This is a genomic window from Pseudomonas sp. MWU13-2105, assembly GCF_023242315.1.
Lineage (GTDB): Bacteria > Pseudomonadota > Gammaproteobacteria > Pseudomonadales > Pseudomonadaceae > Aquipseudomonas.
Window position 1 is genome coordinate 17,531 of record NZ_JALLIY010000009.1, and the last position, 12,849, is coordinate 30,379.

Annotated in this window: 15 protein-coding genes and 1 pseudogene; 9 read left to right on the forward strand and 7 right to left on the reverse strand. The window is 58.6% G+C overall.

Features of this window, described 5'->3' with window-relative positions; translation table 11 throughout:
• Positions 1 to 197 precede the first annotated feature (197 nt).
• The 3 genes from M5B96_RS32735 (at position 198) to M5B96_RS14455 (ending at position 3,817) form a co-directional block, all read left to right on the forward strand.
• Positions 198 to 695, forward strand: a complete 498-nt coding sequence (locus M5B96_RS32735; RefSeq protein WP_412548612.1) for a methyl-accepting chemotaxis protein — start codon at positions 198 to 200, stop codon at positions 693 to 695.
• 120 nt (positions 696 to 815) lie between these two features.
• Positions 816 to 2,393: a sensor domain-containing diguanylate cyclase gene (locus M5B96_RS14450; RefSeq protein ID WP_248797350.1), complete on the forward strand. Its 1,578-nt coding sequence runs from the start codon at positions 816 to 818 to the stop codon at positions 2,391 to 2,393.
• 365 nt (positions 2,394 to 2,758) lie between these two features.
• Positions 2,759 to 3,817 (forward strand): carotenoid 1,2-hydratase, encoded by a 1,059-nt coding sequence (locus M5B96_RS14455; protein WP_248797351.1) that lies wholly within the window; start codon positions 2,759 to 2,761, stop codon positions 3,815 to 3,817.
• A gap of 123 nt (positions 3,818 to 3,940) precedes the next feature.
• Here the strand turns inward: M5B96_RS14455 and M5B96_RS14460 are convergent, their stop codons facing one another.
• Both M5B96_RS14460 and M5B96_RS14465 read right to left on the reverse strand, forming a co-directional pair.
• Positions 3,941 to 4,315: a hypothetical protein gene (locus tag M5B96_RS14460; protein WP_248797352.1), complete on the reverse strand. Its 375-nt coding sequence runs from the start codon at positions 4,313 to 4,315 to the stop codon at positions 3,941 to 3,943.
• On the reverse strand, positions 4,299 to 5,282 hold the full coding sequence (locus M5B96_RS14465) for a hypothetical protein (RefSeq protein ID WP_248797353.1): 984 nt from the start codon (positions 5,280 to 5,282) through the stop codon (positions 4,299 to 4,301). Before M5B96_RS14465 ends, M5B96_RS14460 begins: the two co-directional genes overlap by 17 nt.
• Positions 5,283 to 5,476: 194 nt before the next feature.
• Between M5B96_RS14465 and M5B96_RS14470 the strand changes: the two genes are divergently transcribed.
• Positions 5,477 to 5,725, forward strand: a complete 249-nt coding sequence (locus M5B96_RS14470; protein ID WP_248797354.1) for a type II toxin-antitoxin system Phd/YefM family antitoxin — start codon at positions 5,477 to 5,479, stop codon at positions 5,723 to 5,725.
• A gap of 138 nt (positions 5,726 to 5,863) precedes the next feature.
• Positions 5,864 to 5,956 (forward strand): annotated as a pseudogene (locus M5B96_RS32595) (transcriptional regulator); the annotation flags it as partial.
• Between the two features lie 159 nt (positions 5,957 to 6,115).
• Here M5B96_RS32595 and M5B96_RS14480 read toward each other — a convergent pair.
• Together M5B96_RS14480 and M5B96_RS14485 are read right to left on the reverse strand one after the other, a co-directional pair.
• Complete coding sequence (locus M5B96_RS14480; protein ID WP_248797356.1) at positions 6,116 to 6,604, reverse strand: RES family NAD+ phosphorylase; 489 nt, start codon at positions 6,602 to 6,604, stop codon at positions 6,116 to 6,118.
• Complete coding sequence (locus M5B96_RS14485; protein ID WP_248797357.1) at positions 6,601 to 7,110, reverse strand: antitoxin Xre/MbcA/ParS toxin-binding domain-containing protein; 510 nt, start codon at positions 7,108 to 7,110, stop codon at positions 6,601 to 6,603. Before M5B96_RS14485 ends, M5B96_RS14480 begins: the two co-directional genes overlap by 4 nt.
• Positions 7,111 to 7,464: 354 nt before the next feature.
• Between M5B96_RS14485 and dusA the strand changes: the two genes are divergently transcribed.
• Complete coding sequence (dusA, locus tag M5B96_RS14490; RefSeq protein ID WP_248797358.1) at positions 7,465 to 8,466, forward strand: tRNA dihydrouridine(20/20a) synthase DusA; 1,002 nt, start codon at positions 7,465 to 7,467, stop codon at positions 8,464 to 8,466.
• Between the two features lie 182 nt (positions 8,467 to 8,648).
• On the opposite strand, the gene rssC is transcribed toward dusA, so the two are convergent.
• Both rssC and rssB read right to left on the reverse strand, forming a co-directional pair.
• Positions 8,649 to 9,131 (reverse strand): anti-sigma factor antagonist RssC, encoded by a 483-nt coding sequence (gene rssC / locus M5B96_RS14495; protein ID WP_100942915.1) that lies wholly within the window; start codon positions 9,129 to 9,131, stop codon positions 8,649 to 8,651.
• Positions 9,131 to 10,312, reverse strand: a complete 1,182-nt coding sequence (gene rssB, locus M5B96_RS14500; protein ID WP_248797359.1) for a two-component system response regulator RssB — start codon at positions 10,310 to 10,312, stop codon at positions 9,131 to 9,133. Before rssB ends, rssC begins: the two co-directional genes overlap by 1 nt.
• 276 nt (positions 10,313 to 10,588) lie before the next feature.
• Between rssB and M5B96_RS14505 the strand changes: the two genes are divergently transcribed.
• Entirely contained in the window at positions 10,589 to 10,885 is a 297-nt protein-coding gene (locus tag M5B96_RS14505; RefSeq protein ID WP_248797360.1) for a PilZ domain-containing protein, read from the forward strand.
• A 62-nt stretch (positions 10,886 to 10,947) separates the two neighbouring features.
• Here the strand turns inward: M5B96_RS14505 and M5B96_RS14510 are convergent, their stop codons facing one another.
• The gene (locus M5B96_RS14510; protein ID WP_248797361.1) at positions 10,948 to 11,634 is read right to left on the reverse strand and encodes a VacJ family lipoprotein; all 687 of its coding nucleotides are present in this window, start codon (positions 11,632 to 11,634) and stop codon (positions 10,948 to 10,950) included.
• Between the two features lie 196 nt (positions 11,635 to 11,830).
• On the opposite strand from M5B96_RS14510, the gene M5B96_RS14515 reads away from it, so the two are divergent.
• Positions 11,831 to 12,442, forward strand: a complete 612-nt coding sequence (locus M5B96_RS14515) for an HAD family phosphatase (protein ID WP_248797362.1) — start codon at positions 11,831 to 11,833, stop codon at positions 12,440 to 12,442.
• A 124-nt stretch (positions 12,443 to 12,566) separates the two neighbouring features.
• Positions 12,567 to 12,830 carry a DUF4404 family protein gene (locus M5B96_RS14520; protein ID WP_248797363.1) on the forward strand — a complete coding sequence of 88 codons (264 nt, stop codon included), beginning with the start codon at positions 12,567 to 12,569 and terminating at the stop codon, positions 12,828 to 12,830.
• Positions 12,831 to 12,849 lie beyond the last annotated feature (19 nt).

Genomic DNA, 12,849 nt, shown 5'->3' on the forward strand with positions numbered 1-12,849 from the left:
ATGTCCTGGTCAAACAGATCGAAGCCTTCAAGAACAACAACTTCGCCAGCACCCTGGATGTGAGTGGCCTCGATGAAAACCTGCAGCCGGTGTTCCACGGCCTGACCGACCTGGGCGCCGTACTCGACCAGGCCAACCGCCATCAGGAACAGATCACTGGCGAGCTGCAGCACTATTCCCAGGAGTTGCACCTGTCGATGGACGACCTGACCACCACCATCGACCGCCAACACGACGTCGCCGCCGAAGCGCGCTCGACCTTCGACGGCCTGTCCACCCAGGCCGAGGAAGTGGTCGGTGGGGCACGCGAACTGGCGCAATCGAGCCTGCGCATCCAATCGATCGTCCAGGTCATCCAGCAGATCGCCGGCCAGACCAACCTGCTCGCCCTCAACGCCGCCATCGAGGCTGCCCGGGCCGGTGAAATGGGCCGCGGTTTTGCCGTGGTGGCCGACGAAGTGCGCAAACTGGCGGAGATTACCCGCAAGAATGCCGGGGAGATCGGCGTGGATATCGATCGGTTGTCGTCCGAGATCCAGAAAGTCGCGGTGCAGATCGAAGACCAGTCCACGGCCGTGGGCACCCTGAGGGGCTTGCTCGATGCCCTGGAAGACTCCGGCCAGATGACCGAAGGAACATCGCGGCGGACCAAGACAATTGCCGATACACTGACCGGGCTGACGCGGCGCGGTTGAAGGCCTGCCCAGCAAGAGCAAACCCGGGGGCTACGGGATGGCGTCAGCCAGACGTCCCAGTCGCCCCCCATTGCTTCATCATCGCCACAGGTATTCCCATGTCTATCCGGATCTCATCAAATGCCCACCCGGCCAAAGCCAACGCTTAACCTGCGCACTCTCATCCTGCTGATTGCACTCCTCTCCGCCGTAACGACCCTGGCCAACAGTTTCTGGGTTATCTACAAGGTTCAGAAGCAGGAGTTGATCAGCAACGCACTCGATAACAACAAGGACTACGCATCAAGAATCGCCGCCGGTATCGAGCAAGTCCTCAGCTCCGATATTGAAAAACTCAAATACAGCGCAGGTGTCATTGGCCGCGACTTTGACAACCAGGGCCGCCTGGATGACGAAGCCCTGCGACTGCTCAAGCAGGACAGCAGTTTCAATTCCATCCTGGTGGCAAACACCACCGGCACAGTAGTGACATCAGCGCCGGAAAGTCTGAACATCAGTGGTCAGGCGCTGCGTGACAAAGAGCCGCTGCAAAGCCGTGTGCCCAAGATCAGCAACTCATTCAAATCCATCGCCGGCAATCTCGTGATCTTCATCTCTTATCCCGTATTCGGCGCACGGGGAGAATACCTGGGGCTCATCGGCGGGACCGTTCGACTCGACCAGGAAAACGCCTTGAACACCTTGGTCGATCAACATGTTCGCCATGACGGCGCGCATGTTTATCTGGTCGACAGAACACGCCGCGTGCTCTATCACCCGCAACCCGACAACATCGGAGCCATCATCGGCGATGACGCCATCGTCGATGCCGTCTTACAACGCAAGAACGGTACTCTCCAGGCGCACGACGCCAGCGGTATCGAGATGCTGGCCGGCTTCGAAACCGTTTCCAGCAGCGGCTGGGGCGTCGTTTCGCAACAGCCGCTCAACAGTACCCTCGCCATGCTGAATAAACTGATGAACAAGGTCGGCCTGGGGATAGCCCCGGTGGGCTTGCTCGGACTCGTGCTCATCTGGTGGTCGGGGACGAAGATTGCCAGCCCGCTGTCCATGCTGGCCAAGTATGCGAAACGCCTGGATGCGCCTGAGAGCTACAAGCGTATCAGTGCGGTTTCGGCCTTTTTTAACGAGGCCTGGCAAATCCGCCGCGCCCTGCTGTTCAGCGTCGGCTTGCTGCAGGAGAAGATCGGCCGACTGAACCGGCAGGCCCAGAGCGACGCGCTGACCGGGCTGGCCAATCGCCGGGCCATGCAAGACGCGCTGACGCTCTGGGAGGAAACCGGCCAATCATTCGCGGTTGTCTCCCTGGATATCGACCACTTCAAGCGGGTCAATGACAGCTTCGGCCATGGCGTCGGCGATGATACCCTTCGCGTCGTCGCCGACCTGATGAAGCAGAACTCGCGGGAGAACGACCTGCCCTGCCGGGTGGGCGGTGAGGAGTTTGTCCTGCTGCTTCCGAACAGCTCACTCAGGACCGCGGCCGAAGTGGCCGAAAGGCTTCGCGCCTCGATCGAGCGCACGACCATCGAAACCGTCGGACATATCACGGTTTCGTTCGGCGTTGCCCTGTGGACACCAGAGAAGGCCTCCGTCGCCGCGGTCTTCGAGAAGGCCGATAAGCTTCTTTATCAGGCCAAGCAACAGGGGCGCAACCGTGTGGTGGTAGAAGAAATGAATTTGCCCGAGAGAACATAGCTTGGCGGCGGGTCGGGCAAGTGGTCTTTCGGTGCACAGTCCAGGACCACCAACGACATCAAATTGATATTGCAGCTTCAGAATTGTCAGCTAGCCTAATCGGCCAGGAGGTTTGAATCTCCCAGCCCCGATAACCGGCCAATCACGCTGCTCCTCTTTCATGGAAGAATGACATGGCCAGCCCCGGTGTCACCTCGAGTGTGCGACACCTGCTCTTCCCCCTGACTGCCCTTCCCCTGCCGAGCCGGGTTACCCCGGCCTTCGCTGACAGCAGATTCCTTTCGCCTGCACCAGCGCACAACCGTGCGCAGGTACAGGTGCGCTCGCCCCCCCACCACCTGGTTTCCATAGAGAGAGACGACATCATGACGTCATCGCAGCTTGCGCATCCTCCTGTTCCCGTGCCCTCGTCCGAAGTGGTCCTGCACCTGCCCAAGGACCAGTACCTGCACGTCGGCGCACCGACCGAATGGTGGTGGCATACCGGCACGCTCAAGGCGGGCGGGCGGGTCTTCGGCTTCGAGATCAACGCTGCGGCGTTCTATCCGCTGGGCTTCTTCCAGGTGATGCTGACGGATGTAGAGAACCAGAAGCACTATCAACTGACCGCCTTGATTCCGGGTATCAAGGATTGGGCGGAAAGCGACCCGAGCAAGGACTGGTGGGTGAAACAGACGGGCCTCGACGGTGTGTCGTATGTGACGATGAAAGCGCCCCAGGCTGATCCGACAAAAAACATGCAGGTTGAGGCGGTGATCGTGGACGCGGCCACCAAGACGGTCGTGAAGTTTTCGTTGAGGATGTCCCAGGAAGGACACCCGCTGTTTGTATGGGGCCGTGGTGTGCTGGACTATCCGGAAAAACCGGGTGGCCTGCAGCAGAACAACTACTACTACTCGCTGACGCGGATACACACGGAGGGGACACTGACCGTCGGCGACGATGAGTTTGCTGTTACGGGGCTTACGTGGATGGACCACGAGTATGGCAACTTCGGAAACGCGGCCAACCCGACCCTGTGGTTCCTGCAGGCCATGCAACTGGAGAACGGCGTGCACATCTCGCACTACACGACCTTCATCAAGGGGGCTCCTGCGCCAAAGCTCGATGTGCCGGTGCCGAGCAAGGCAACGATCGAATTCCCCGATGGGACCACCTACTACCAGACGGATTGCACGATGACGCCGACCGGAAGAACCTGGACCGGTCCGACCGGCGTGGTGTTCTTCATGGAGTTCAAGGTCGAGATTCCAGCGTTCGATGCCGTGCTCCATGTCGTCAGCCTGGTGGATGCGCAAGACTTTCCCTTCCCCAGGCTTCCTGGCACCAATCCCAGTGATACCTATGAAGGCGTGGCCAGGGCCAGCGGTACCTTCAAAGGCGAGCCGGTGCAGGGCACGGCCTGGAACGAGCAACAGTCGTAGGGGATGGCCCCGGTGTCTTTGTTTCAGACATTGGGGCCGGTCTTGCTTCCACCCTCGGGAGTCTGGAATTTGTTTTGCATCTACCTGGCCGACAAGAACGCGAATGGGCGCCCTTTTTCCGTATCACAATTCATCGGTGACGGGCACCACCAGATGAAAGACGCAGAGCAAAACAAATAGTATCCCCAAGTACTGGGGGAGTTTGAACCATCTCTGCAGGGCTATTGGAACAGGTTCAAGCTCCTGCTCCGTGAGCAATCCTCGCCGTATGTAAAGCTTTGGAAACATGAAAAATGAGCCAACAAAAAGCACCCTCATGACTCGACTGTCATAGGAGTTACCACCCCACCAGCGGTGATGACCGATCATCGTCGCATTATCCTTAAAATATGCTTCGACTACATCAAGCTTGGTTTTGGCAAGGTAGGCCAACAAACCGATACTAAAGAAGCTCGAAAACATGAACAGAACAGCAACAGCGTTATGCAGCATCGTCATCAGCGCCCCCCTCATAAATCAAATCACCGAAACGTTCTCCCAGTCCTCCACCGATGATCCCTCCGCCATAGCCACCGGCAGCGCCGCCAATAATTCCGCAAGTCAAAGCGCCCCACCCTCCAGAAACGATGCCGAGTCCAAAGACGCATACAGCTCCACCGGCGTGGGCTCCAAGCTTTCCTCCGATATAAGACCCCATAATTCCTCCCGACGCCTTACCGCCCTCCACATACCGCGCTTTCCTACACTGCTCCTCCCGCCCCGTCGAACACGCCTCCTGAATCGCCAGCCCCGCCGCCCCCACGTCCAGCGCCATACCCACATAGCCACCTTTGCTCAGGAAACGGGAGGTGCTGGCAATCTTGTTGATCCGTTGTGCATACCCGTCGATTTCCTGGCGATGCAGGTAGCTCCGGGTGGAAATGCCGAGCATCTTCTTGATCGACTTGTTGTGCCGCAGGCTGGTGCCGTAATGACCGACGCCCTGGAGTTGCATGTCCAGCTTCTGGAACAGTGCCTGGCGCTTGACGATGAACTCGGCCCTGGCCGAAGCGCCGCCTTTCAGATGCTGCTGAAGCAGCTTTTCGATTTCCTTCAAGGTGTCCTCCACCCCGGTCAAATGCCGCCCCCAGGCCGCAGTGGAACTGCCGATACCAATCGAGCTATAACCCAGCAACCCCTGCAACAAATCATAGTTGTTCAGGATCTCGACACCTGCCCTGGGTTCGAGGCTCAGGGCCAGATCGATTTCCCGGGCTCGGGTCATCAACCAGGCCTCTTCAAAGGTGCAGGAGGCCGTGCTGTCGTCGGGTACGATCACCAGTTGCCCTGGGGTGACCATCGAGCGGCGCAGGTGACTATTAATTGTGTCGAACTTGGTAAGTGCATGTGAGCCGCGCTGTATCAACAACTGGCTCTTTAGACTGGGGTAATGAGTGGTCTTTTCATTGATGAATCCATGCGCCATGTTTCACATCCTTTATGTGTGAAAAACGGCGCTAGATATAACGACAGATAAACACTAAAAGAAGAGCAATACCGCCACCCGAGACAACTCCCAATCAACTATCAGAAATATCCCACAGACTAGCAAAGCGAAGCTCCCGTAGCCTGTCAATAATGTTAGCCACTCTTCTTTTAATATCCGAAAGGAGCTCTTTCGTGACGCATATTTTACTGTCACAAACGGTCTTAAGCATTTCCAACCTGAAGAAAAAACCAGTGGACTCCGTGACGGCTGACGGCGATTTCTCTGTGACAAACCTCAATCGCAACGGGCCGGCACTCTACTGCGTTCCCGACTCAGAATATGAAGCCATGATGGAGCGCTTGGAAGACATGGAACTGGCCGCTATCTGCCATGAACGTGGGGGCGCCCCAACAATAAAGATTTCCCTTGATGCTCTATGAGCAGGGACTCTGAAAAAAGGACGGGACTTCCGAAACCTGGTGCCAGCTGCACCTTGGTCACGCTAACCACCTACGGTAAAAGCGCCACCGAAAACACATCTGCAAACATACGGCGCAAAATCACCAAGGAGCTGAATCATGCCCCTGACTGAAAAAGAACTCACGGAACGGGATGCCAAACGTAATATCAGCGAAGAGCTGTTGGCGTCCATTCGGGATGTGAAAGTCGGGCTGGTACAGGAAGTTGATAACGGCAAATTCGCCACGGATGAGCAGGTTGGGACGATACGTGTCCGGTGCTGGAGCCAGAACGCAGACTCGACTAACCGCTGACTGGTGAAATGGCTTCTAGATAAACACTGGTTTGAGTCCTTACTGGCCAAGCACCACTTACTTAAGCAACCGAGTATCCAGCCCAAACCGCTCTTGCGACACAAGCCTGAACTGCTCAGCCGCCAAATCGCAGCTCACCAGCAAATTCCAGGAATGCCGAGTCACCGCCGAAGGGATCAGCACGAAGGGATGCTGAGCCAACAACTCATCAGCAAACTGTCGCTGATTGGGCGAGGGTAACGAAGGGACAAGCCAGTTCGGGTTCGGCACATCTTCTGGCTGCACAACCTTGATAAGCGATGAATCCAGTACCTCAAAGCACGTCAGCACATGGGGCACCATATCCAGTGCATCGAACCCCAAGTGGGCCGCGACTTCCAGAATAGCCGTGGACGGGTCCGACGACGCATAAATCACCCGGCGGCCGGGTGGGTTCCATCGGCCACCGGATCGCTGCGCGCCAATGCCACTGTCCCACGTGTCCTTGTAGATCTCGCGGTCAAGGCGCCAAGCGTGCCACTGCCCGTCCCAGGGCAAAGGATTCATTGATAGACCCCGTGTTCAATCCGGGTCAGGTAATCTTCCACCACCTGGAAGCCAAGCGAGTTCTCGATCAGTTCCAGCGGGACATTACCGTCCAGGTACTTGCAGGGTTTCTGCAGCCAATCCTCAGCCAACTGCTGGCTGCCAAACACGTTGGTGGCGTGCTCCAAGGTCTGGGCATACTGAAACGCAACCGTACTTTGTTGCTGGTTCAGGCGTACTGGCTTGGTCTCTTTCGCCAAACGCTGGACGGTCCTGACAGACTTCCCTGTAATGCGCTGAACCAGGCCGTGCTCCATGTACAGAGCGGATGTTGAAAGCATGTCCCTGACGTCACTCAGGTCAAAGCCTTCCTGCGTGTACCGGATGATCAGCATGCGCTCATCACCTTTGCGGCCATGTAATAGCACCTCAGTAGGTTTTCTGGTGATGTTCGCTGTCCTTGGCACCGCTACCCCTTTTCCTGTGGATTTAACGGTTGGCTTGTTAGCTGGCTTCGCTGCGGACATAGCGGTGACCTCCTACGACATTTGGCACAATCATAGCGCCAAATGTCGCGATGCGAGCAGCTGAGTTTACCGGCCTAAGCGTCGCGCTCTTCATCTGCTTCCAGCGCGGCATCCAAGGAGAGTGCTTTCGCGCAATACAGCAGAAGGGAGAATGGGCAGCAACAATAAGGGTAGTGGAGCACTCGAAGCGCTCAAGCCAGAATTTGAAGCGAAACATTTCAAACGCCTGCTGCGCTTGCCAGCCCCGGCGATCAAACCCATTTCCTGATAAACTGCGCCCCATTCAGCCTCACGCCACTCAAGCCCGCGCCCTGCCCCATCCGCGCCGGCTGCGTCTACAGCGACAGACCTTCCATGCCTTTGAACGACGCTACACCTTCCCACTCCGAGCCATCTCGCCGCTTCAGCGTTGCCCCGATGATGGATTGGACTGATAGACACTGCAGATTCTTCCTACGCCTGCTCTCCAAGCACACCCTGCTCTACACCGAAATGGTCACCACCGGCGCCATCCTTCATGGCGACCATGAGCGTTTCCTGCGTCACAACGAGGCCGAGCATCCACTGGCCCTGCAACTGGGCGGCAGTGTGCCGGCTGATCTCGCCGCCTGCGCCCGTATGGCCCAGGACGCCGGCTACGACGAAGTGAACCTCAACGTCGGCTGCCCCAGCGACCGGGTGCAGAACAATATGATCGGTGCCTGCCTGATGGGGCATCCCGAGTTGGTAGCCGATTGCGTGAAAGCCATGCGCGACGCGGTGTCGATTCCGGTCACGGTCAAACACCGCATCGGTATCAACGGACGGGACAGCTACGCCGAACTCTGCGATTTCGTCGGCAAGGTGCAGGAAGCCGGTTGCCGCAGCTTCACCGTGCACGCGCGCATCGCGATTCTGGAAGGCCTGTCGCCGAAGGAGAATCGGGATATTCCGCCGCTGCGTTATGACGTCGCCGCTCAGTTGAAGCGCGACTTCCCGGCGCTGGAGATCATCCTTAACGGCGGGATCAAGACGCTGGAGCAGTGCCACGAACATCTGCAGACGTTTGACGGGGTGATGCTCGGCCGCGAGGCGTATCACAACCCGTATCTGCTGGCCGAGGTGGACCAGCAGTTGTTTGGCAGTGACGCGCCGGTGATTTCACGGGCGCAAGCGTTGGCGCAGTTGCGGCCTTATGTGGAAGCGCATATTGCTGATGGCGGGGCGATGCACCATATCACCCGGCATGTTTTGGGGCTGGGTACTGGGTTTCCAGGGGCACGGCGGTTTCGGCAGTTGCTGTCGGTGGATATTCACAAGACCAAGGATCCGCTGGCATTGCTGGATCAGGCTGGGGAGTTGTTGGAGGGGCGGTAACGCGATCGACTAGGGACCGCGTTATCGTTCTTCGCGGGCAAGCTCCGCTCCCACAGGGGACCGCGTAGGACCGTATTGTCGTTTATCGCCGGTTCAAGCCGGCTCTAGGTTCGAGAGAAGCGCAAAAAGGGCGGCACCTGGGAAGGTGTCGCCCTTTTTTGTACGCGCTTGGCGTCAATCGGTCAGGAACGCTCCAGCGCATTCACCAGGTCGTGAAAGGCTTCGCGGTTCGAGTCGTTCAGGCCCATCAGGATCTTGTGCGCTTCCAACACCTTGACCCGCACCACTTCTTCCGACTGGTCCTGCGACGGCAGGTCGGTCAGGCAATCCGTGCACGGAATCGGGTGGTTGACGATGTTGAAGACCTGGTCGAAACCCATGGACTGCAACAACCGGGTGATGTCGTCGTGGGTGGTGACCACGGTCGGCAACAAGCCCACCTTCTGCCGCGACAAGATCGACAGTTTGGCCAACAAGCCCAGCGTGGTGCTGTCGATGCTGCGGGTTTCCGTCAGGTCGATCACGATCGCCGAGAAGTTCAGCGCCGTGAAGATCCTTTCAATTGTTGCATCCAACGCTGAACAGAGGGTCAGGCGAACTTCACCGACGAACTTCAGAACGAAGGTGCCATCCTGCTCGGCGAACTGGATTCTACCGGTACTCATCAAATGTTCCTGCTCAACACTAACAGGGCGATATCATCCGGCATCTCCCCTAGCGTGGCCAATCCAAAGACCTGGCGCAAGCCATCCAGGCTGCCCCCGGCTGTTTTTACCAGTTCAGGTAAAGCAGCCTCTTTCTCTTTGAGTGTATCTTGCGTCAAAAGGTCCAGAATGCCATCTGACATCAGCGTCAAGCTGAACGCCGGCGGCAGCTCCAAAATGTGATCTTCATAGGTAGCTTCGTTGAACAAGCCCACCGGCAAACCACGCCCTTCCAGGTAACGCACGCTGTCCGGGGTGTAGAGCACCGGCAACGGCAAATGCCCGCCAATGCTGTAGGTCAACAACCCGGTTTCTTCATCGATCACGCCACCGACCATGGTCACGTGCTTACCCAGCTTGCAGTTGATCAGGCCACGGTTGATATGGCCCAGCACTTGCGACGGGGTGAACTCCGGCAAGGTGCCGTTGCGCTTGGATTCGAACAGCAGGCGGGTGGTCATGAACTTCAGCAGCACGGTAACGAACGCCGACGACGCACCATGACCGGAGACGTCCGCCAGGTAGAACGCCACGCGGCGCTCATCGACGCGGAAGTAGTCGACGAAATCGCCCGACAGGTACAACGACGGAATGATCTGGTGCGCGAACTGGAACTCGTCGATGCTCCACGGGCTAATCGGCAGCATGTTCATCTGCACCTGGCGACCGGCGTTCTGGTCTTCCTGGAGCAGGTGCAGGCTGGCTTCGAGCTCGCGGTTGGCGGTTTCCAGCTTCTCGCGGTAGCGCTGGTTCTCCAGCAGCAGCCGCGCACGATCCAGCGCCCGGCGCACGGAGTGCTCCAGGACGGCCAGGTCCTCAAGGGGCTTGATGAGGTAGTCGGCGGCACCCAGGCGCAACGCTTCGACAGCGTCGTTCATGACGCCCGCGCCGGACACCACGATCACCGGCGTCTGCGGCGAAAGCTCGGTCACCTGACGAATCAGCTCAAGACCGCCCATCTGGGGCATGCGCAAGTCGCAGATGACCAGGTCGGGCTTGGACCGCTCGAATACCTCAAGACCCTGCAAGCCATTGCCGGCCTGCAGGACGCTGAATCCGCTGTCTTCCAAGTAGGCCGCAAGGCTTGCACGCACTACTTCGTCGTCATCAATTATCAGCAGCGTGGCACTGGTTTTTTGCATGTGGGCAAACGGCGCCAGAATTAGGTTGGCGTAGACAGCAAGGCAACGTGCCCGACTCGTACTACTGGATTCGCTTTCTAGCCTCTCTGTCTCGATTGTGTCGAACGTTCACGTCCGGTGCATCGGTATCAGAGGTGCCCTTCTAAGGCGCAGACGGTACTCCCATCCGCCGGGCGTTTCAAGCTCATGCCGATGGTCGCTTGACGTCTTTACACCTCAAATCACCGGGAGTTATAAGAACAGTGCAAACCACAACGGAATTGAAGGACTGCCCCCATGAGCCGAACCGATCAGGACTACAGTGAAAAGCGTGATTACATCCGGATGCGCGTCGAGGCCGACGTCACGCTGATCCACGCCGGACTGGAGATTTCCGCCACCTGCCTGGACCTGTCGAGCAGCGGCATGCAAATCGCCGCGCCAAGGGCCTTCAAGGCCGGTGACCAGTTGCTGGTACGCATCGAGTCCGACCACCCGTCCCTCAAGGGCCTGGAGGCCGAGACCGAGGTGGTCTGGGTCCACGACGAGGGCGGCGGCCAGCGGCTGGGGTTGCAGATCCTCAAGATGAACTGAAGCCTGCCGGACAGAAAAAAGGCGACCCCTCGAGGTCGCCTTTTTCATTGTTCCGGTGACGATCAGAAGTCGTCTACAACCTTGCCGTCCTTGACCTTGAACTCGCGGTTCTGCAGGTAGGCGTTGCGGATGAAGATGTACTTGTCGCCGGTGATCAGTTTCTCGCTCGACAGCAGGCTGGTGCGGGTGTCGATCACCTCCGCGCCGAGCGCCATGTTGCGCGCCGGAATGTCGTTCATGTAGCGCCATGGCTGGGTATAGGTGTCGACGTACTTCGACGGCGCGTCACGCAAGGTGCTCGGGCCGAAGAACGGAATGACCACGTACGGGCCGCTGCCCACGCCCCAGTGTCCGAGGGTCTGGCCGAAATCTTCGTCGTTACGCTGCAGCCCCATTTTGGTGCCGACATCGAAGAAACCGGCGACCCCGAAGATGGTGTTGAAGAAGATCCGCGAGGTATCGACACCCGCTGCGTGTGGCTTGAGCTGCAACAAGTCGTTGGCCAGGTTCTGCACATCGCCGATGTTGCGGTACATGTTGTGGATGCCATCGACCAGGAACTGCGGCGTCACCGCCTGGTAGCCCTGGGCCAAAGGTTTCAACGCATAGGTGTCCAGCACATCGTTGAACTTGAAGATGGGGCGGTTGACGCTCTCCCACGGATCTTCGTCTGCCGCCTGTGCGGCAAATGGCACCAGCGCAACACTGGCACACAGGGACAGCTGAGCTAGACGATTGATCCAGCGCATAAAAAGAACTCCTTGGATAAAACGGGGCTGGGCAACCGCGCCCACGAAAAGCGGCCAGTATAAAGCGGATAACTTCGATTAGGCAGTATGGTCGGGACAAGTCCTACAAAGAAATGCAGACCGGGCAAGCGAGGCGAACGTCATCCAACTGTCATGGCCGTGACTTAACCTGCGGAGTCATTTCAGGGACGTTGCCATGCCATTACCCGCTGCCGTACCGCTGCCCGCGCCCACCGCCCTGCTCTTCGGCCTGAGCGGTTGCCTGGTGGATTTCGGCGCCCGCGCCCGCTCGCACCTGGACCCGGGCGAGCATACCCACGCGACGCCGGGTGCGCTGGAGATACTGCAGGGCCTGCAACAGCGCGGCGTGCCTTGCGCCTGGCTGGATGAATTACCCCACGCGGTCAGTCAACCGCTCGCCGCGACCCTGCCCAACTGGGTCAAGGCCGCCCTCCCCCCCGCCAACAGCGCCCAATGGCCGGCACCCAACGCCTGCTGGCATGCGTTGATGACCCTCGGCGTGCAGCAACTGGACGGCTGCGTGCTGGTCAGCGGCGAACCGCGCCTGCTGCAATCGGGCCTGAATGCCGGCTTGTGGACCATCGGCCTGGCCTCCTGCGGCCCCTTGTGCGGCCTGTCGCCGGTGGAGTGGCAGGCACTGCCGCAAAAAGACCGGGAAAGGAAACGCGGCAAGGCCACCGTGGAGCTGTTCGGCCTCGGCGTGCATTCGGTGATCGATCACCTCGGCGAACTGGCGACCTGCCTGGACGACATCGCCTTGCGCCGGCTCAAGGGCGAGAAGCCCTGACGCGGCGATCTTGATCAAGGTCATGCAGGCCGCGCGGGAGTGGATTACTCTGACATCAGGTACAGACCTTTATCGCCACATGGCGGTCTATGTGCCAGTGATTATCCAAAGAGGAAGTACCACAATGCCTGCCCGCGAACTGCAAGACCAACTCACTACCCTGCGCGAGCAACTGGAGCAGAGCCCGCCCCTGTCACCGGAAGAACGTGAACACCTGCAAGTGCTGATGCAACAGATCGAAGCGCAGATCAAACTGGAAAGCTCGACCCAGGACTCCAGCCTGGCGGACGGCGTCAACCTCGCCGTGGAGCGTTTCGAACTCGAACATCCCGCCATCGCCGTGACCTTGCGCAATATCGTCCAGACCCTGGGCAATATCGGTATCTGAAGCGCCCCACCACCGGGCC

Coding starts and splice junctions, on each gene's coding strand:
- M5B96_RS14460 (WP_248797352.1), bottom strand. CDS start 4,315: ATGACGATGCTGCATAACGCTGTTGCTGTTCTGTTCATGTTTTCGAGC.
- M5B96_RS32735 (WP_412548612.1), top strand. CDS start 198: ATGGACGACCTGACCACCACCATCGACCGCCAACACGACGTCGCCGCC.
- M5B96_RS14480 (WP_248797356.1), bottom strand. CDS start 6,604: ATGAATCCTTTGCCCTGGGACGGGCAGTGGCACGCTTGGCGCCTTGAC.
- M5B96_RS14505 (WP_248797360.1), top strand. CDS start 10,589: ATGAGCCGAACCGATCAGGACTACAGTGAAAAGCGTGATTACATCCGG.
- M5B96_RS14520 (WP_248797363.1), top strand. CDS start 12,567: ATGCCTGCCCGCGAACTGCAAGACCAACTCACTACCCTGCGCGAGCAA.
- M5B96_RS14485 (WP_248797357.1), bottom strand. CDS start 7,110: ATGTCCGCAGCGAAGCCAGCTAACAAGCCAACCGTTAAATCCACAGGA.
- rssC (WP_100942915.1), bottom strand. CDS start 9,131: ATGAGTACCGGTAGAATCCAGTTCGCCGAGCAGGATGGCACCTTCGTT.
- M5B96_RS14465 (WP_248797353.1), bottom strand. CDS start 5,282: ATGGCGCATGGATTCATCAATGAAAAGACCACTCATTACCCCAGTCTA.
- M5B96_RS14455 (WP_248797351.1), top strand. CDS start 2,759: ATGACGTCATCGCAGCTTGCGCATCCTCCTGTTCCCGTGCCCTCGTCC.
- M5B96_RS14450 (WP_248797350.1), top strand. CDS start 816: ATGCCCACCCGGCCAAAGCCAACGCTTAACCTGCGCACTCTCATCCTG.
- dusA (WP_248797358.1), top strand. CDS start 7,465: ATGCCTTTGAACGACGCTACACCTTCCCACTCCGAGCCATCTCGCCGC.
- M5B96_RS14515 (WP_248797362.1), top strand. CDS start 11,831: ATGCCATTACCCGCTGCCGTACCGCTGCCCGCGCCCACCGCCCTGCTC.
- rssB (WP_248797359.1), bottom strand. CDS start 10,312: ATGCAAAAAACCAGTGCCACGCTGCTGATAATTGATGACGACGAAGTA.
- M5B96_RS14510 (WP_248797361.1), bottom strand. CDS start 11,634: ATGCGCTGGATCAATCGTCTAGCTCAGCTGTCCCTGTGTGCCAGTGTT.